Below are 18916 nucleotides of genomic sequence, written 5' to 3'. Positions count from 1 at the left end.
TTGGAGATCAAGGGAAGAACGATAATGACGACGCTTAAGAAGACTTCGATGTTGCAGAGCAACGGGGCGTCACGTCGTTTTGCTTTCGCGAACCCACAGCCTCTTCTCTCCGGCCTCAGCCGGGCGATGGCGGCCCTGCTGAGCTTCCTGCTGGCCTTCGAGCCGGCGCTTGTCCAGGCGCAATCCGTTCCGGCTGTGGTCCAGGCCGACCCATCAGCCGCTGCCGCCAATCAGCCGAAGGTCGGCGCGGCCAGCAACGGCGTGCCGCTCGTCGATATCGTCGCGCCCAACGGCGCCGGTCTTTCGCATAACAAGTACAGCGACTTCAACGTCGGTACGCCCGGTCTGATCCTCAACAACTCCAACCAGGACTTGGCGCGCTCCGAACTCGGCGGTCTTGTGCCGGGCAATGCCAATCTCAGGGGCAGCGGTCCGGCCCGCGTCATCCTCAACGAAGTGACCGGTGCCCGCCGGTCGCTGCTGGAAGGCGCGACGGAGGTCAACGGCACGGCGGCCGACGTGGTGATCGCCAACCCCAACGGCCTTACTTGCAACGGCTGCGGCTTCATCAACACGCCGCGGGCGACGCTTTCCACCGGCAAGCCAGAACTTGGGCCGGACGGCGCGCTGTCCGGGCTCAAGGTAGAAGGCGGCGATGTCGCCATTGGCGCCAACGGTGGTGATTTCAGCCGCTCGACGCTGTTCGACATCGTGTCACGAACCATCACGGTGGACGGGCCGGTCAAGGCGGGTGGCGATCTCAACCTGATCGCTGGGCGGAATTCCTATGCCTATGCCAGCGGCCTCGTCACGCCGCTTGCCTCCGACGGCAACGAGCCGGCGCTCGCCATCGACTCGTCGGCACTCGGTGGCATGTATGCCGGCCGCATCAAGCTGATCGCCACCGAGCAGGGCTCGGGCGTCAACATGCAGGGCGACATGGCGGCCAATGCCGGCGCCATGACCCTGTCCGCCGATGGCAAGCTCACCCTCGGCAAGGCCTACGCCAAGGGTCCGGCGACCGTTCGCTCCACCGGCAACGCGGTCAAGGTGGAGACCACGCTGTTTTCCGAAGACGCGGTGGTTCTGGAGGGCCGGACGGCCGTTGAGGTTGCCGACGCCGCCGTCGTGGCGGCCAAGGGCGATGCCAGCCTCTCCGCCTCCGAGGTGACGCTCGGCGCCGGCGCGCTCGCCGCGTCCGGCATGGATGCCGGCGGTACGCTCGGCACCAGCGGCACCCTCAGCGTGACGGCCGATCGACTGACGGCCGGCAGCGGCCGCCTCGCCGCCGGCGGTCTCCTGTCGATCTCGGCCGGCCTCGTCGATCTCGATCGGGCCGACGACACTGGCGGCGACAGCCTGCGCTCGCGCGGTGCCATCACCATCGAGAGCGGCACCGTCAAGGCGGCCAACGGTCAGGTCAGCGCCGCGGGCAATATCCAGCTTCTGTTTTCCGGCGACCTGCAGATCACCGGTGGCCGCTTCGCCGCCGGCGGCGATCTGCTGGCCCGCGCTGCGCGCCTGTCCGCCGACGCCAGCCTGTCGGCTGTGGCCAACGCACGCCTTGAGACGACGGCCGGCACACTTGCCTTCTCCGGCGCGGCGCAGAGCAATGGCAGTACGACCGTGCTGTCGGCCGGCGATCTCGACAATTCCGGGCGCATCCTGTCGCTCGACCATGTGTCGGTTACCGCCATGGGGACACTGACCAACGCCGCCAGTGGAACGATAGCCGGTGGCAATGGCGTCGAACTCACCGCGGGCCAACTCGCCAATGCCGGAGCGATCGCCGCAGAGGGCGGCGTGCTGAAGGTGAAGGTGGGCGGTGTTGCGAACAACGACGGCAGCATCAGCGGCCTTGCAACGCTGACGCTTTCCGCCGGGTCGCTGACCAACAGCGGCACGCTGGCCGCAACCGATGGCCTGACGGCGACGATCGGCGGCGACGCCCGCAACGCCGGCACCTTGCAGGGCGGCGACGTCACCTTGAGCGCCGCGACACTTGATAACGGGGGAACGCTGACCGCGACGAGCGGCGCCACCTCGCTCGTCTTGGCTGGGGCGCTTGCCAACAGGGGCGAGCTGTCGGCGCATGGCGATCTGACGCTGACCGGCATCACCGGCCTCAACAATTCCGGCAAGCTCGCCGCGCTCGGCACACTGACACTGGCCGGTGCGGGCGGCGGCGCCCTGGATGGCGTGACCAATACGGCGGACGGCGTCGTCAACGGCGCACGCGGCCTGGCCTTTGCTGCCGCCTCGCTCAGCAACGCCGGCCAGCTCGGATCGGCCGACGGCGATGTGTCGCTGCTTCTCACCGGCAATCTCGACAACACCGGTCTGCTCTACGCCGGCGGCTCGGCCGACTACGCTCTTGGCGGCACCTTCACCAACACCAACGCCGACGTCGTTGCCGAGCAGGACCTCTCCATTGCAGGTCTCAGCGGCAATCGTGCGGCTGGCATCGTCAACACCTCCGGCCTGATCGAGGCGACATCCGGCAACATGGTGCTGAAGGCGGACGCCATCAGCAACGCCCGTCTCGGCAGCGCCGCCGTCGTCACCGAAACCGACGATCCCATCGTCACCGCCGATGGCAACGTCACCACCACCGTGACCACCAGCCGCGAGAAGGCCGACCCGGCCGGCGCCGCCGGGCAGATCCTGTCCGGCGCCAAGCTCGACATCGATGCCGGCTCGCTCGCCAACAGCTATGGCCTGATCTCGGCGGCCGGCGATCTCAAGATCCGCGCCGACACGGTTCTCAACGAAGGGCGTGACCTTGTCGAGATCACGGTCACCGATATCGCCACGCTGAACTCCCAGCGCTACTGCAAGCACAAGGTTTTTGGCCACTGCACCTCCCACGGCACGCGGACGTGGACCACCCATGACGAGAGTACGGCCACCCGCACCTATAGTTCGCTGTTCGGCACCATCGAAGCGGGCGGTTTGCTCGACGCCAATGTCACGGGCTATCTGAACAACAATGCCGTGCGTGGCGGCGTGGGGCAGACGGGGCTTTCCTCCGGCCGTCCGGCCACTTCGCTTGCGGCTTCCGCCCCCTCCGCCGGCGCTACCCCCAGTGCCAGCGTGCCGCTCGACCGGCTCGCCGTCAGCATCGATGCGCTGAGCGGCCGTGGCGCCACCTTCGGGGCCGCCGCCTCGCCGGACATGCCCTATCTGATCGAGACGCGTTCCCAGTTCATCGATCCCTCGAAGTACCTCGGCTCGGACTATTTCCTGAGTCGCCTCAGCGGCTACCAGCCGGAGGCCACGCTGAAGCGCCTCGGCGACTCCTATTTCGAGTATCGCCTCGTCGAGAACCAGATCTTCGACGCGACCGGTAAGCGTTCCCTCGGCGCGTCGCTCGATCCACAGGAGATGATGCGGGCGCTCTATGACAACGCGCTCGCCGCGCAGAGCGCGCTCAATCTGGCGCCCGGCGTGGCGCTGTCGGCCGATCAGGTCGCCAAGCTCACCACCGACATCGTCTGGATGGAAAAGACGACGGTGAACGGCCGCGAGGCGTTGGTTCCGCGCCTCTATCTTGCCAAGGCGACAGCCGAGAACGTCAACCTCGCCAGCGCTGAGATCCGGGGCGGTTCGGTGACCGTCGCAGCGGCCGACGTGCGCAACTCCGGCGCCGTTTCCTCGAGCAGCCGCCTTGCCATGGGCGCTACCAACTCGCTGCTCAACGACGGCGGCAGCCTGTTTGCCGGTGGCGATCTGATCATCAACGCCGGCGGCGCCTTCACCAACCGTTCTGGTACGGTGAGCGGCGACAATGTGACCATCAAGGCTGCGTCGATCGCCAACGCCACAGCCGCCCAGCGGGATCTCTACGCCAACGGCTTCGCCGACCGGGCGCAACAGACGGCGCGGATCGAGGCCAAGGGCGGGCTGCTGCTCGATGCGGCCGGCGCCGTCACCTCCACCGGCGGGCAGTTTGCCTCCGGCGGCGCCATGACCGTCACCGCCGGCGCCGGCATCGACATCGGAGCCTTGCGGCTCGAGACCAGCCGCAACGACGCCATCCGTGGCGGCTACGACCGCGCGGCCACGGCGACCAACACGCTCGCCTCACTCGCGGCCGGCGGCAACCTTGCACTCTCGGCCGGCAACGACCTGACGCTGACCGGCGTCACCGCGACGGCCGGAGGCACGGCGAGCCTGAAGGCCGGGGGCGACGTGTCCATCGCCTCTGTCGAGGACCGGGCAAGCCAGGACCTGAAGCTCAACATCAAGTCGGGTGGCCTGTTCGGCACCAAGGTCAATATCGACAGGAGCTCGGAGACCAGCACCGTACGCTCCTCGTCGGTGACGGCCGGCGGTGGCCTTAGCATCGAGGCCGGACGCGACGCGACCGTTTCCGCGTCCAACCTGACGGCCGGCACGGCAGGTCCTGCCGATCTCACGGTCACCGCCGGGCGCGACGTGGTGGTCGCCTCGGCCATCGATACGGCTGGCCGCAGTTCCGGCATGGCGGACAAGGGCTTCCTGTCCGCCTCGGCCAAGACCTCGTCCTCCTATGACGAAACGACCGTCGGCAGTGAGCTCAAGGCGTCGGGCAACATTGCGCTGAAGGCGGGCGAGGCGGCGGCCATCTCCGGCTCCAGCCTCGACGCGGGCAAGGCGATCGACGTCACCGGCGCCAGCGTTTCGGTGATCGGCGCCGAGGAAACCCACGCTGCCAGTTCCAGCCAGAAGAAGAGCGGCCTGTTCGTCGGCTCGGGCGGCGGTTTCGTGTCGCTCTACGGCTCGAAGGCAACCACCAACACCGGTACTTCCATCGACAATGTCGGCTCCACTCTCAAGGCCGGAACCGACGTGACGCTGAAGGCGACGGGCACCGATATCGGCATCATCGGCTCGCAAGTCGAAGCCGGCAATGACCTGAAGCTGATCGCGGCGCGGGACGTCAACGTCACCCCCGGCGCCGAGGCCAGCAGTTCTTCCTCGGAGACCAAGCGTTCCGGCTTCGGCCTGTCCTTCTCGGCCGGCAACGGCTCGTTGTCGGTCGGCATCGGCGTCAAGAAGACCGACGACCGCACGCAGCAGTCGGCCGACACCAACGCGGTGTCGGTGCTGAAGGCCGGCCGCGACCTGACCATCGACGCGGGGCGTGATGCCAACCTTCAGGCGACGAATGCCTCGGCCGGACGCGATCTCGCCGTAACGGCCGGGCGCGACGTCAATCTTCTGGCGGCCGCCGACCAGACCGACTACGCCCGCCTGCATTCGGAAATGTTCGCCGGCGTCACGCTGTCGGTCTCCTCCAAGCTGATCGGCGCGGGTGAGAAGCTGGTCGACGCAGCCGGCAAGCTCGGCGGCGACAACGGCGCCTATGCCGCCGCGCCGGCGGCGCTGGCCATCTATCAGGGCTACAAGGCCGTCACGCCAACGGCTCCGGCCGATGGCGTAGGGCAAGCCACCGGCGGCCTCGACCTCAGCAAGATCAACGGCCTCACCGACTGGCAGGGCATGCAGGCGTCCGGTCTCGGTTCGGTCAGCCTGTCGGTGGGGGCGAGTTCTCAGAAGAGCAAGACGACGGTCTCCTCGTCGACGCCGGTCGTCACCTCGCTGGTCAGCGGCGGCTCGACGGCGATCAGCGCCGAGGAAGGTTCGATCACCGGCACCGGCGCGCAGATCGCCGCCGGCTTCAACGCCAACGGTCAGCCGGTGGCGACGGCCGACGCCAGCGCCGGCAATGTTCTCCTGAGCGCTGCCAAGGATATCTCGCTGTCGAGCGCCCAATCGACCAGCAGGACCGACAGCTCCTCGACCTCGAAGAGCGCCAGCGTTGGCATGGATCTGGCCAGCGGGTCGATCAGTGCCAACGCCGCCTACAGCACCGGCAAGACGGCGGCGACATCGAGCCAGGAGCTCGACAGCCATGTGACCGGCACCGGCACGGTGGCGCTGAATTCCGGCAACGACACCTCGCTGAAGGGCGCGGTGGTGACCGGCGGCACGGTGATCGCCAACGTGGGCGGCGACCTTGCCATCGAAAGCCAGCAGGATGCCTCGCGCTATCGCGAGAAGAGCACCTCGATGTCGGGCGGGATCTCGTCGAGCGGCGTGACGGTCGGCGCCAGCCGGAGCACGGTGAACGGCGACTTTGCCAACGTCGCCGAGCAGAGCGGCATCGTGGCCGGCGCCGGCGGCTATCACGTGGCGGTCGGCGGTGCGGTGGACCTCAAGGCCGGCGTGATCGCCTCGTCAGCGGACAAGAGCAACAACGCCCTTTCGGCCGATCACCTGACCTATTCCAACCTCGACAACGTCTCCAACGCGTCGTCGTCCGGCTTCGGCCTTTCGGTCGGCATCGGCTTTGACGGCAAGGTCAGCGCGCCGACACCCTCGGTCAGCCAGCCGGCCAAGGAGGAAGACTCCGGCCGGGCGCTGGCGACGCTGACGCCGGGTGCGCTCACCCTCGACAACCAAAAGCAGGATCTCTCCGGCCTCAACACCGATCTCGGCAAGGCCAACACCACCGTCACGCCCTATGACATCGACCGCCTGAAGGCCAAGCAGGAAAGCGCGGCGGCACTGTCGGAACTGCTCAACGGGCTAGCCGGTGACCTGTCGAACCAACTCCATTTTGCCGAAGGCTCGCCGGAGAAGATAGCCCTACACACGGCGGTGGGAGCGATTGTCGCCAAGCTGGCCGGTGGCGATATCGCCGCCGGAGCGGTGGCCGGCGCAGCCAGCGAGATCGCCAACGGCGTCCTCCAGGAGGTGCTGAAGGCCAACCCGAACCTCTCCGACCCCGATCGAAAGGCGATCACCCAATGGGTGGCGGTCATGGTCGGCGCGGCTGTCGGCGGTCAGACCGGGGCGGCGACGGCGATTGATAATGTCAATTTCAACTACCTGACTCACGAACAGCTCGACAAGGCCAAGGTTGCCGCCGCCAGACTGGCAGCTTGCACCAGCGCTGGAGGCAACTGTACCCCCGAGCAGATCGCTAGCCTGACCCAAGAGGTCATTGGCTTTCAAAACAAGTCTGCAGAGAATACTGCCAAGCTAATCGCCGAATGTTCGGGCGACACGCTGACGGCTAGCTGTCGTCAGCAAATCAGCGATCTCATAGATTTCGCCAATGCCATCGATAAAGATAATTCCTTCGGAAAGTACTTAGGTGACGGTGCGGGCGTGTTCAGTGTCAAGCAGTCTGTCTTTGACTATGATCATATTCTTGCTGACCATTACAAAGGTGTTCTTGACGGAAGCGTGTCGCCGGCAGCCGCTCAGAAGGCGGCCATTGCCGACATTACGAGTAAAGAGGGTACTATTAACGGCTTGGCAAGCGCACTTGGCGTGGTCGGTGGCTTCGCAGTTTGTGGGAGCGGCGCGGGAACGGCGGCCTGCATCGCGGGTCTGATCGCCGCTGCTGGAAGCGGTAATCACCTTTATGGCAATGTGCAGCAGGCAATCAGCGGAGAAGAAGCCAAGAGCGCATTGGTGCAAGCGTTGGTCAAAAAGGGGATGTCGCAGGAGGAAGCGGAGAAGTATCAGGCCTATGTTGATGCGGGTGTTATTTTCGTTACAGCCGGCGAAGGTATCTATAGCTTTGCGATCAATGCTAAAAGAGCTGGTGCCGCCGCTGAAGCCCTTAAGAAGCTCGACGGGGAGACATTTGTTCCGCCACAAACAGCGTCGGGCGGCGGAGTACCGTTGGTTGTTCCGGGACGCGTCCAGTCACGGATAAATCTTGCCAATGGTTCATCTCGGTACACGCCGCTTAATGAGGCAGGTAATCCCGTCGCTGCGGGGTGGGACCATGTAGTATCGCGTCATTTTGGCGGAACAAATTCACAGAGCCAATTTACCTTGTCGCAGACTGATATCAGGGGAATTTTACAGTCTCGGCCTGTGGTCTCCGCTCCGGTTTCGGAGGTAAAAATGATAAATGGAACGCCAACATATGTGAGGACCGTTGACGTGGGGCAGGTCGTGGGAACCGTAAGGCAGTCGCAAGGCGGTTTACCGACGTCGCGAATAACAATTCAGACTGATATGGCGGGTAATTTAATCACGGCTTATCCTGTGCCTTAGGAAATTAAAATGAAGCTTAACTCGCGTCGAGATCAACTTTCATTCTTTCTTGGCTATGTATCGAGACTGCGCAGAGAGAAACTGCGAGAGGCTGAGGATTACATAGAGAAGATTGGACACAAGAATTTCTCGACGGAAGATGTATTTGAGTTTTGTCCGTTCAACGACACTCAGGACCAGATAGATAGAAGCTACAATATATTCGAGAATGGTAAGGGATCTGATTTTGTTTTCAATTTGTCGCGTCTTTTAGAAGAGTACTTCTTCCTATTTTCGGATTTTGAGCCGCCATGCTGCGGTGATGCTCGTACATTCTACGGCCAAGATAGGCTTGGCCATATTCTTTTGTGCTGTGATCGATGCGGGGAGACCTATGCCCTTGACGGGAGTCCAACGGAAGAAAAAGTACACAAAAGAATGTCGAAAATTGATTTTTTATCTTTATTTGGTGAGCAAACGGAAGGGATGTGGCCTTTTCGAATTAAAGTATATGAATTATTGTTGAGGTAATAATTTATGTTTGTAAATGAATTGATATCAAAAATTCTTGATAGCGGCTTTGTATAAAATATACTTCTCTTGAAGAGCCAAGCGGGCGTTCTGTTGGCAAGAGTGAGTCGGTCAGTGCCAACGCCGCCTACAGCAACAGCAAGACGGCGGCGACATCGAGCCAGGAGCTCGACAGCCATGTGACTTGCACCGGCACGGTGGCGCTGAATTCCGGCAACGACACCTCGCTGAAGGGCGTGGTGGTGACCGGCGAGACGGTGATCGCCAACGTGGGGGCGATCTTGCCATCGAAAGCCGGCAGGATGCCTCCCGCTATCGCGAGAAGAGCACGTCGGTGTCGGGCGGCATCTCGTCGAGCGGCGTCACGGTCGGCGCCAATCGCAGCACGGTGAAGGGCGACTTTGCCAACGTCGGCGAAGAGAGTGGCATCGTGGCCGGCGCCGGCGGCTATCACGTGGCGGTCGGCGGCGGGGTGGATCTCAAGGCCGGTGTCATCGCCTCGTCAGCGGACAGGGACAACAACGCCCTTTCGGCTGATCACCTGATCTATTCCAACCTCGACAACGTCTCCAAGGCGTCGTCATCCGGCTATGGCCTTTCCGTCGGCATCGGCTTTGACGGCAAGGTCAGCGCGCCGACACCCTCGGTCAGCCAACCGGCCAAGGAGGGGGACTCCGGCCGGGCGCTGGCGACGCTGACGCCGGGGACGCTCACCCTCGACAACCAGAAGCAGGATCTCTCCGGCCTCAACACCGACCTCGGCAAGGCTACGTGCCTCGCTTAGCGCTCAGAGGGCACGTTGATAGTCGATCTCGGCGCGTCGCTTGGCTTCTTCCTCATTGGAGGTCTTGAGGCAAATGCGTTTCTGCCCTTGTCCAGTATGGAGAGGCGAACCCAGAGGCTCGGGCTATCGACCCGGGAAAACACGACATAGGGCAGTTTGGGCTGATCCATGGATCGCCACCAGCGAATTACTGTGCTGCGTCGGTGTGCTAGGTGCGTGCTAAAAGCACGCTGCACGCTACCGCTAACTTATTGAATAATAAGCAGGACAACCTCGTGCTAGCAGCGTGCTAGCCCGTTTTGTCCCGGAAACCCGTGGAACTCCCAGGAAAAGATCAGTGATTTCAAGGGATTAATGGTGCTGCGAGAGAGGATTGAACTCTCGACCTCTCCCTTACCAAGGGAGTGCTCTACCACTGAGCTACCGCAGCATCGTTTGTCCGTCGAGGGGGCCGAGGCCGGTCATCGTGGACGGGCGTTCTCCTGCCATAGTTCTGCCCCCCACGCAACCCCATTGAAGACGAAATCGACCGCTAAAAAGCGTCCGCCGGTCCGTGCGGCGCGGCGGTCGCGGGGAAAAGCCGGCTTTGCCGACGAAATCCCTTGAAAGGCGAACAAAAGGATCGCAAGGAAGGCCGGAAAAGGACGACGCGGCATCATGGCGAGCGATGACGGCACGGCAAAGGGCGGCGCGGGACGCGACGCCAAGGCGGAACGGGAGCGGCGTTTGGCCGAGGCCTTGCGCGAGAACCTTCTGAAGCGCAAGGCGCAGGCGCGCGGTCGCCGCGCCGGCGAAGCCGATCAGCGGGCCGGGCTTGCCACAGCCCGGCCGGACGACAAGACGTCGGACGATTCCGGCGAAGAGTGACGCGTAGGGCGCGACAGAACACGAGAGTGCCGGCATCGCCGGCCCGAGGTGAAGATGGACAAGATCAGGATCGTCGGCGGCAATCCGCTCAACGGCATCATTCCGATTTCCGGCGCCAAGAACGCGGCCTTGCCGCTGATGATCGCCAGCCTTTTGACCGACGAGACGCTGACGCTGGAGAACGTGCCGCGGCTCGCCGACGTGCGCCAGCTCACCAACATTCTGGTCAACCATGGCGTCGATTACGGCGTCAACGGCAAGCGCCAGGGCGAAGGCTTGCTCACCGGCCAGACCGTTTCGCTGACAGCCCGCTCGATCACCGACACCACCGCCCCCTACGAGCTGGTCTCCACCATGCGGGCGAGCTTCTGGGTGATCGGCCCGCTTCTGGCCCGCATGCATCGGGCGCGGGTGTCGCTGCCCGGCGGTTGCGCCATCGGCACGCGGCCGGTCGACTTGTTCCTGATGGGCCTTGAGAGGCTGGGCGCCAACATCGATGTCGAGGGCGGCTACGTGGTGGCGACGGCACCGGGCGGCCTCGTCGGCAACCGCGTCGTCTTCCCCAAAGTGTCGGTGGGGGCGACCCATGTCATCATGATGGCGGCGACGCTGGCCAAGGGCGAGACGGTGATCGAGAATGCCGCCCGCGAGCCGGAAATCGTCGATCTCGCGCGTTGCCTCGTTGCCATGGGCGCTCGGATCTCCGGCGCCGGCACCTCCACCATCGTCATTGAGGGCGTCGATCGCCTGCGCGGCGCCCGCCATAGGGTCGTCGCCGACCGCATCGAGACCGGCACCTACGCGATGGCCGTGGCGATGACCGGCGGCGACGTGCTGCTGGAAGGCGCCGAGGCCTCGTTGCTGGAAGCGCCGATCGAAGTGTTGCGCCAGGTCGGTACCGAGATCGAGGAGACCAACAGCGGCCTGCGCGTGCGCCGCAACGGCGCCGGCATCGTTGCTGCCGATATCGTCACCGATCCATTCCCCGGCTTCCCCACCGACCTGCAGGCGCAGTTCATGGCGCTGATGACGCGGGCACGCGGCACCGCCCGGATCACCGAGACCATTTTCGAGAACCGCTTCATGCATGTTGCCGAGCTCGCTCGCTTTGGTGCGCGGATCAGCCTGGAAGGGCAGGTCGCCACCGTCGAGGGTGTCGAGCGCCTGAAGGGCGCGCCGGTGATGGCCACTGATCTTCGCGCCTCGGTGTCGCTGGTGATCGCCGGCCTTGCCGCCGAGGGCGAGACCATCATCAACCGCGTCTACCACCTCGACCGTGGCTTCGAACGGCTGGAGGACAAGATCGGCCGCTGCGGCGCCGTGATCGAGCGGATCAGCGGCTGATCGCCATGGACGTCGCCGTTCGCGAAGCCGAAGCCAGTGATGAGGGCGCCTGGCGCCGCCTCTGGGCGGGCTATCTCGCCCATCTCGATTCGACGGTGCCGGACGAAGTGACCGCCCATACCTGGGCGCGTATCCTCGATCCGGCCAGCCCGGTGTTCTGCCGCCTTGCCGTGGCGGATGGCGCGGTCGTCGGGTTCGCAGTCTGCCTGCTGCATGAGGGCAGCTGGGCGCTAACCCCGCATTGCTATCTTGAGGATCTCTACGTCGATCCGGAATGCCGCGGCCGAGGCGCCGGCCGGGCCTTGATTGCGGATATCCGGACCCTCGCCAAGACGAAGGGCTGGAACCGGCTCTATTGGCATACGCGCGAGGACAACCCCGCCCGCCATCTCTACGATGGCTTCGCTCCGGCGAGCGGCATGGTGGTCTACAAGCTGACGCCATGATCTCCCTTGGGCTGGCGCTCCGGTTCGGCGACCCGACGTTGATATGCCGGTCGGCTCCGGCATAATGGCGCCCCGCGGCTCTCTGCCGTGTTCTGGGAGGACGCCATGACGCTCATCGACGCCTTCAACCCCGAACTCGATCTCGCGCTGGAGCGCGTCGTGCCGACGCCACGGCGGCTCGTCTGGAAGGCCTGGACCGACCCCGACACGCTCGTGAAGTGGTTTTGCCCTCGCCCCTGGGAAGCCGTGCACTGCGAGATCGACCTGTGGCCCGGCGGCAAGTTCGCCACGGTGATGCGCTCGCCTGAGGGCATCGAGGTCACCGGAACCCACTGCTATCTTCTTGTTGAACCGGACAGCCGGCTGGTCTGGACGTCTGCGCTCACCGTCGGTTTCCGGCCGCATGCCCAGCCGACGAGCGATACCGATTTCGTTTTCACAGCCGACCTGACCTTTGCAGAGGAGGCGGGTGGCACCCGCTACCGGGCACACGTCATGCACGCCAGCGCCAAGGCGCGCCAGCGGCATGAGGACATGGGTTTTCACGACGGCTGGAACACCGCTTTCGACCAACTCGTCGAGGCCATGGCCGGTCAGGTCTGAAGGGCGCCGCCACGATCGGAGCGAGTCGGCCTGTTTCCAGCCGTTCGAAATATGGCAGAGCCTTGCTTCGCCAGCTCATCCGCCCTATCTCAAGGCAACCTCGGCGGGGCGAGGTCATCTTGCCGCCCGCCGCCCTGACAGGAGCGGACAACCCTCCATGGACATGCTGAAACTTGCGGCCCTCGATGCCGAAGACCTCAAGGTGATCGCCGCCCACGCGCAGGATGCCGTCGGCAAGGTCGGCGACATCGTCTGGCGGCCGGCCGAGCATCGCCTCACCCTGGAACTCAATCGCTTCGCCTGGGAGAAGGCCAGCCGTCGCTCAAAGGAGCGCCGGCGCAGCCTCCTGCATTTCGCCCGCGTCGAGACGGTCAAGTCGGCGCATATTCGTCGCGACTTTCCCGATGCCATCGTCAGCCTGCTCACCATCCGCTTCGAAGGCAAGGACGAGGATCCTTCGGGACAGATCTTCCTCGAATTCGCCGGCGGCGGTTCGATGCGGCTCGACGTTGAATGCATCGAGGCGAGCCTCACCGATCTCGGCGCCGCCTGGTCCACCGAGCATCAGCCGAGTCACGATCTCGCTTGACGTTGTCTGATCTCTATTCTGCTGGAGAGACCCGTGGCACTCCGCCTCGATGACCGCGCGCCCGACTTCGAGGCACGCTTTTCTGCCTTCCTGACCACCAAGCGCGAGGTGTCGGCCGATGTCGATGCCGCCGTTGCCGATATCATCGCCGACGTGCGTGCGCGTGGCGATGCGGCGCTTCATGAGTGGACGGCAAAGCTCGACCGTTTTGACAGTCGCTCGCGCGGCCTCCGCGTGTCCGAGGCGGAGATCGACGCGGCCGTCGCGGCCGTGAAGCCCGAGGTGATGGAGGCGCTGAAGCTCGCCCGCGACCGTATCGAGAGCCATCACAAGCGCCAGAAGCCTAGAGACGATCGCTACACCGACGCCATCGGCGTCGAGCTGGGCTCGCTCTGGACGGCGATCGAGGCGGTCGGCCTCTATGTGCCCGGCGGTACGGCGAGTTACCCCTCAAGCGTGCTGATGAACGCCGTGCCGGCCAAGGTGGCTGGCGTCGATCGTCTGGTCATGGTGGTGCCGACGCCGGGTGGCGACGTCAATCCGCTGGTGCTGGCTGCCGCCCGGCTGGCCGGTGTCGATGAAGTCTATCGGATCGGTGGCGCCCAGGCGGTCGCGGCGCTGGCCTACGGCACGGAGACCATCCGTCCGGTGGCCAAGATCGTCGGGCCCGGCAATGCCTATGTGGCGGCCGCCAAGCGCCGCGTCTTCGGCACCGTCGGCATCGACATGATCGCCGGCCCGTCGGAGGTGCTGGTGATTGCCGATCGCGACAACGATCCCGACTGGCTGGCAGCCGACCTGCTGGCCCAGGCCGAGCACGACAAGGCGGCGCAGTCCATCCTGATCACCGACGACGCGGCGCTGGCCGACGCGGTGGAACAGGCGGTGGAGCGCCAACTGGCAGCGCTGCCGCGCGGCGGCATCGCCGGCGACTCCTGGCGCGATTATGGCGCCGTCATCCTGGTGGAAAGTCTCGATCGGGCCGTGCCGCTCAGCGACCGCGTGGCGCCCGAGCATCTGGAGCTGGCCGTCGCCGATCCAGAAGCCATGCTTGCCCGCATCCGTAACGCCGGCGCCGTCTTCATAGGTCACCACACACCGGAAGCGGTGGGCGACTATGTCGGCGGTTCCAACCACGTGTTGCCGACGGCCCGCTCGGCCCGCTTCTCGTCGGGTCTCGGCGTGCTCGATTTCATGAAGCGCACGTCGCTTCTCAATGTGCCGCCGGCTGCGCTGAAGCAGATCGGCCCGGCCGCCATCACCCTTGCCGAAGTGGAAGGCCTCGGCGGGCATGCGCGGAGCGTGTCGATCCGCCTCGAGTAACCTCATGCCAATTCGCGAAGATGCTGACGCGTCCGCTCATTGAGAGGATTGCCGATTTCTCATTTGCGTCAAGTGCATGAGAAATCGGCAAAACGGAATACCAAAAGGCATCTTCAATGCATCTTGGTATTACTGGCCGGTCTTGCAGGTGTTGATGCCGAGAAGCGCGTAGGCGCCGCAGAAGTTGAGCAAGCCTGTTGCCACGAGCGCAACGCCAATAAGGCCGACGAGCCATGCCCAGCCGCCAAGGCCGACGAAGGCCATGCCGGCGAGCGAAGGTACGGCGATGATGAGTAGAATGACGCCGGCAATGAGCCGGATGAGGCGATCGGTCGAGCCGACATTCTTGTTCATGGCACTCTCCCTGTCTGCCGCGGAACCTCTGTCCGTAACGGAAAGGTAGACCTGACCGGTACGCCCGGCAACGCGCCAAAGTGCGAGAATGACAAGTAAAAAGGCGCGACCTTCGCCGCGCCTTCCAATATTGCTCGCCGCGCTGGATCAGGCCGCTCTGAGGCCCTTCACGAAACTCGCGACTTCGCCCTTCAGGCTGGCTGCCTGCGTCTGCAGCACGCTGGAGAGGCCCATCAACTGCGTGGCTGCCGAACCGGTCATCTCGGCCGCCGTGCCGACGCCGGAAATGTTCTCGGTCACGTCGCTTGCCCCGCTGGCCGCCCTTTGGGTGTTGCCGGCGATCTCGGATGTTGCGGCGCCCTGTTCCTCGACGGCGCCGGCAATCGACTGCGTCACCTCCTGGATGGTGCCGATGGTCGACACGATCAGCGAGATGCTGTCGACGGTGACGGAGGTCGCCGCCTGCATTTCCTGGATCTTGCGCGCGATCTCCTCGGTGGCCTTGGCCGTCTGGCCGGCGAGGTTTTTCACCTCCGAGGCGACGACGGCAAATCCCTTGCCCATCTCGCCGGCCCGCGCCGCCTCGATGGTCGCGTTGAGAGCCAGAAGGTTGGTCTGTTCGGCGATGGCCCGGATCAATTCGACCACTTCGCCGATGCCTTGGGCCGAAGCGGACAGCGTCTTGACGTTCTCGCTGGACCGTTGAGCTTCACCGGCGGCGCTGCGGGCGATATCGGCCGAGCGGGTCACCTGCGAGGTGATCTCGCGCACAGAGGCCGACAGTTCCTCGGTGCCGGCTGCCACCGTCTGGACGTTTTCCGAGGCGCTCTCGGCGGCACCGGCGACGGCCTGTGCCTGCCGGCTGGTCTCCTCGGCGGTCGAGGCGAGGTTGCGCGCGGAATCGGCCACTTCGTTGGACGACTGCACGAAGCCTTCGGCCAGTGTGCCCATGGCGGCCTCGAAACGGTCGGCGATGGCGACACGCTCGGCGACGAGCTGCTCGCGATTGCGCTTTTCGGCCTCGACGCTGGCAAGCCGCAACCGCTCCGTTTCCATCAGGCCGTCGCGGAACACCTTCAGCGTCGACGCCATTTCGCCGATTTCATTCTTGGCTTCGGCATAGGGAATGGCGGTGGAGAGGTCGCCGCCGGCAACGCCGCCCATGGCGGCGGTAATGCGGTGCAGCGGCCGCACCACGCCGTAGTAGACGAAGGCAAGCGCCCCAAGCGCCAGTATGATGCCAGCGGTGACCGTACCGGCGGTCAGCGCAAAGGCTTGATTGTAGTCAGCGATGGCCTCGGCCTGAGCCGTGGCGATGTCCGCATTGACCTGGTCGATACCCGATTGCAGCGCGGCAATGACGGCATTGAACGGTGGCTGCGACGTCTTGTTGAGAATGGTCGAGGCCTCATCGCCCTTGCCGTCGACCATCTTCTGATAGATGCCGTTGTGCATCTCGACATAGGTCGGCCAGTTGGCCTTGAAGGCGGCCAGCACCTCTTGCTGCTTCGGGAGACCGGCAATCAGGCCGGAATACTCAGTCACGGCCTTGTCGACGTCGCCGATCGATTGGTCGGCGAGATCCTTGGCCTTTTGGCGTTCGCCGGCATCGGTGATCTGGGCAAGCCGGGCGGAGCGGACACGCAGGCGGGTCGTCGCATAACGGATCTCGCCGAGACTTCTGACCAACGGCAGCTTGTGGTCGGCGAATTCGCTGATCCGCTCGTTGGCAGCCGAAAGTTGAGTGACAGCAACCCATCCGAGGCCGCACGTCATCAGTAGAAGTGCGATGATGGTCGCCATCAGAGAAGTCTTGAGGGAAATAGTCATAAAAGGCCTCGAAGCACTATGCGTCGAGGGAGATTACATGCTTGGTTTGTTAAGGAAGTATTTCCACCCAGACAGTTTGGCGAATACTTTGGATCTCCGTTTGATTTTTCTTGGGGCTGTAGTGATCCTACAGGAAAACATGCGGGAATTTGAAGGCGGCCGGTATCTCGGGTCGGTCGCGAGAAGGTAAGCGGGGCGGAAGGATATGCCCTCCCGCCCCTAACTCTTTCAGGCGAGACTCTTTTCGAGCAGCGTCGCAACGGAAGCGGCGAAAGCCGCCGGATCGCTCGGCGCTTCGCCGTCGAGGATGCGCGCTTGCCCCACCAGGAGCGGCGCCGCCGCCGCCACCGCTGCGGTATCGCCGGCCGCCGCCTTGGCCGCCAGCGCCTTGATAAGGCTGTGGCCAGCGTTGAGTTCCAGCACCGGCTTGCCGAGCGCCGCCTTGCCCTCCTGGCGGGCGACCAGCTTCTCGGTCATGCGGTCGAGGCCGAAATCGGAGGCGACGAGACAGACGGGGCTGGTGGCAAGGCGGGCCGAAGTGCGAACGTCGGAGACGTCGTCCTTCAGCGCTTCCTTCAGCGTGGCGACGAGGCCGGCCACCTCGGCGCCCGGCTTTTCGCTCTTGTCCTCTTCGATCGGCTTGACGGCGTCGAGGTCCGCCTCGCCCTGCGTCACCGACTTGAAGGGCTTGCCCTCGAAGCCAAGCGCGGTGCGCACCCAGAAGGCATCCACCGGATCGGTGAGAAGCAGCACTTCCAGGCCGCGCGCCGCGTATCCCTCAAGGTGCGGCGACGCCAGCACCTGCTTCTCGTCCTCGCCGAGGGCGTAGTAGATCGCCGTCTGGTTTTCCTTGAAGTCCTTGACGACATCGGCGAGCGACCGCCAGGTGTCGCCGGAGGTCGTGGTCTTGAACCGGACGACCTTGAACAGCTCGTCGCGGCGCTCCGGCGCCTCGTAGAGGCCTTCCTTGATCACCGCGCCGAACGACGACCATACCTTCTGGAACAGGTCGGCGTCGGTCTCGGCCAGCTTCGACAGTTCGCTCAGCACGCGGCCGGTGACACCCTTGGCGATCGTCTCGATCACCGGGTTCTTCTGCAGCATCTCGCGCGACATGTTGAGCGGCAGGTCTTCGCTGTCGATCACGCCGCGCACGAAGCGCAGCCAGGCCGGCAGGATGTCCGCCTCGTCGGTGATGAACACGCGCCGCACATAGAGCTTCACCCGGCCCTTGCGGCTGGGGTCGAACAGGTCGAACGGCTTGTCGCGCGGCACGAACAGCAGCACGTTATATTCCTGCCGCCCCTCGGCGCGGTAATGCAGCGTCAGCGCCGGTTCGTCCCAGGCGGTGGCGACGTGGTGATAGAACTCCTTGTATTCCTCGGCCGTTACGGCGGACTTCGGCTTGACCCAGAGGGCCGAGCCGTCGGTCAGGTCGCGCGTTTCTTCGCCCTTGCTGAACCGGATCGGCACCGGCACGTGCGCCGAATACTCGTGGACGATACGTTCGAGCGTGTGCTCCTCGGCATAGGTCAGGGATTCGTCGTTGAGGAACAGTTCGACCACCGTGCCGCGCGTCGGCGCGTCGGCAAGCTCCACTTGGGTCAGCTCGAAGGTGCCGGCGCCATCCGATTCCCAGGCCCAGGCTTCCTCGCTGCCGGCCTTGCGGGAAACGACGCGAACGCGGCTCGCCACCATGAAGGCCGAATAGAAGCCGACGCCGAACTGACCGATCAGCGCCTGTCCCTCGGCCTTGTCGGCAAGGCCGTCCAGGAAGGCTCGGGTGCCCGAGCGGGCGATGGTGCCGAGGTTTTCCTTGAGCTCGTCATGGCTCATGCCGATGCCGTTGTCGGCAACCGTCAGCGTCTTGGCGTCCTTGTCAGCCGACAGCGTGATGGCAAAGCCGCCTTCACTGGCGAGTTGAGGCTCGGCGATGGACAGGTAGCGCAGCTTCTCGCAGGCATCGGCGGCGTTGGAAATCAGCTCGCGCAGAAAGATATCTTTGTTGGAATAGACCGAATGCACCATGAGGTGCAGCAGGCGGGAAACCTCGGCCTCGAAGCTGTGACGTTCCGTTTGCGTCATGGTCTCGCTCATATGAATGATAAGGGCCGGAAAGCCGGCGCGCGTCCGCTATGTGTTGCCGGGCGTGGCCGGAGTCAAGCGTCGCCGAGCCCGCCGGGCGGCTCAGCCGCCGGTGAACGG

Annotated in this window: 13 protein-coding genes and 1 tRNA gene; 10 read left to right on the top strand and 4 right to left on the bottom strand. The window is 64.5% G+C overall.

The genetic code is table 11. From position 1 onward, the window contains the following. Window positions 1-24: 24 nt before the first annotated feature. From G522_RS0102860 to G522_RS0102845, 4 genes are read left to right on the top strand one after another with little or no spacing between them, the layout of a single operon-like run. Window positions 25-8061 carry a hemagglutinin repeat-containing protein gene (locus G522_RS0102860; protein WP_026789751.1) on the top strand — a complete coding sequence of 2679 codons (8037 nt, stop codon included), beginning with the start codon at window positions 25-27 and terminating at the stop codon, window positions 8059-8061. Window positions 8062-8070: 9 nt separating this feature from the next. Further along, window positions 8071-8571, top strand: a complete 501-nt coding sequence (locus tag G522_RS0102855) for a hypothetical protein (protein ID WP_026789750.1) — start codon at window positions 8071-8073, stop codon at window positions 8569-8571. A gap of 53 nt (window positions 8572-8624) precedes the next feature. After that, entirely contained in the window at window positions 8625-8963 is a 339-nt protein-coding gene (locus tag G522_RS29385) for a hemagglutinin repeat-containing protein (protein WP_084632665.1), read from the top strand. Further along, window positions 8906-9355, top strand: a complete 450-nt coding sequence (locus G522_RS0102845) for a hypothetical protein (RefSeq protein ID WP_026789749.1) — start codon at window positions 8906-8908, stop codon at window positions 9353-9355. Before G522_RS29385 ends, G522_RS0102845 begins: the two co-directional genes overlap by 58 nt. A 355-nt stretch (window positions 9356-9710) precedes the next feature. Here G522_RS0102845 and G522_RS0102840 read toward each other — a convergent pair. Then, a tRNA-Thr gene (locus tag G522_RS0102840) sits at window positions 9711-9785 on the bottom strand. Between the two features lie 227 nt (window positions 9786-10012). On the opposite strand from G522_RS0102840, the gene G522_RS0102835 reads away from it, so the two are divergent. The 6 genes from G522_RS0102835 (at window position 10013) to hisD (ending at window position 14527) form a co-directional block, all read left to right on the top strand. Next, window positions 10013-10222, top strand: coding sequence for a hypothetical protein (locus G522_RS0102835; RefSeq protein WP_051228167.1), 210 nt, complete (start codon window positions 10013-10015; stop codon window positions 10220-10222). A gap of 54 nt (window positions 10223-10276) precedes the next feature. Beyond that, entirely contained in the window at window positions 10277-11566 is a 1290-nt protein-coding gene (gene murA / locus G522_RS0102830; RefSeq protein ID WP_026789747.1) for a UDP-N-acetylglucosamine 1-carboxyvinyltransferase, read from the top strand. 5 nt (window positions 11567-11571) lie between these two features. Continuing rightward, complete coding sequence (locus tag G522_RS0102825) at window positions 11572-12012, top strand: GNAT family N-acetyltransferase (protein WP_026789746.1); 441 nt, start codon at window positions 11572-11574, stop codon at window positions 12010-12012. Between the two features lie 105 nt (window positions 12013-12117). Further along, window positions 12118-12615 carry an SRPBCC family protein gene (locus G522_RS0102820; protein ID WP_026789745.1) on the top strand — a complete coding sequence of 166 codons (498 nt, stop codon included), beginning with the start codon at window positions 12118-12120 and terminating at the stop codon, window positions 12613-12615. A gap of 157 nt (window positions 12616-12772) precedes the next feature. Beyond that, on the top strand, window positions 12773-13204 hold the full coding sequence (locus G522_RS0102815; RefSeq protein WP_026789744.1) for a DUF2948 family protein: 432 nt from the start codon (window positions 12773-12775) through the stop codon (window positions 13202-13204). Between the two features lie 33 nt (window positions 13205-13237). Continuing rightward, a complete protein-coding gene (gene hisD / locus G522_RS0102810; RefSeq protein ID WP_026789743.1) occupies window positions 13238-14527 on the top strand; it encodes a histidinol dehydrogenase in 1290 nt (429 codons plus the stop codon). Window positions 14528-14656: 129 nt separating this feature from the next. Here the strand turns inward: hisD and G522_RS0102805 are convergent, their stop codons facing one another. From G522_RS0102805 to htpG, 3 genes are all read right to left on the bottom strand, one after another. Then, the gene (locus G522_RS0102805) at window positions 14657-14881 is read right to left on the bottom strand and encodes a YgaP family membrane protein (protein WP_026789742.1); all 225 of its coding nucleotides are present in this window, start codon (window positions 14879-14881) and stop codon (window positions 14657-14659) included. Window positions 14882-15028: 147 nt separating this feature from the next. Next, complete coding sequence (locus G522_RS0102800) at window positions 15029-16711, bottom strand: methyl-accepting chemotaxis protein (protein ID WP_026789741.1); 1683 nt, start codon at window positions 16709-16711, stop codon at window positions 15029-15031. Window positions 16712-16939: 228 nt separating this feature from the next. Further along, the gene (gene htpG / locus G522_RS0102790) at window positions 16940-18808 is read right to left on the bottom strand and encodes a molecular chaperone HtpG (protein WP_026789740.1); all 1869 of its coding nucleotides are present in this window, start codon (window positions 18806-18808) and stop codon (window positions 16940-16942) included. Window positions 18809-18916: the final 108 nt, after the last annotated feature.

The organism is Pleomorphomonas oryzae DSM 16300 (assembly GCF_000422965.1).
Taxonomy (GTDB): domain Bacteria; phylum Pseudomonadota; class Alphaproteobacteria; order Rhizobiales; family Pleomorphomonadaceae; genus Pleomorphomonas; species Pleomorphomonas oryzae.
Note: the sequence above shows the minus strand (reverse complement) of the source record. Positions and strands in the feature narration are given on the sequence as shown.

Bases quoted from the DNA above. Each gene is read 5' to 3' on its own strand.
- G522_RS0102825 (WP_026789746.1), top strand. From the start codon at position 11,572: ATGGACGTCGCCGTTCGCGAAGCCGAAGCCAGTGATGAGGGCGCCTGG.
- murA (WP_026789747.1), top strand. From the start codon at position 10,277: ATGGACAAGATCAGGATCGTCGGCGGCAATCCGCTCAACGGCATCATT.
- G522_RS0102805 (WP_026789742.1), bottom strand. From the start codon at position 14,881: ATGAACAAGAATGTCGGCTCGACCGATCGCCTCATCCGGCTCATTGCC.
- G522_RS0102855 (WP_026789750.1), top strand. From the start codon at position 8,071: ATGAAGCTTAACTCGCGTCGAGATCAACTTTCATTCTTTCTTGGCTAT.
- G522_RS0102800 (WP_026789741.1), bottom strand. From the start codon at position 16,711: ATGACTATTTCCCTCAAGACTTCTCTGATGGCGACCATCATCGCACTT.
- G522_RS0102835 (WP_051228167.1), top strand. From the start codon at position 10,013: ATGGCGAGCGATGACGGCACGGCAAAGGGCGGCGCGGGACGCGACGCC.
- htpG (WP_026789740.1), bottom strand. From the start codon at position 18,808: ATGAGCGAGACCATGACGCAAACGGAACGTCACAGCTTCGAGGCCGAG.
- G522_RS0102860 (WP_026789751.1), top strand. From the start codon at position 25: ATGACGACGCTTAAGAAGACTTCGATGTTGCAGAGCAACGGGGCGTCA.
- G522_RS0102820 (WP_026789745.1), top strand. From the start codon at position 12,118: ATGACGCTCATCGACGCCTTCAACCCCGAACTCGATCTCGCGCTGGAG.
- G522_RS0102815 (WP_026789744.1), top strand. From the start codon at position 12,773: ATGGACATGCTGAAACTTGCGGCCCTCGATGCCGAAGACCTCAAGGTG.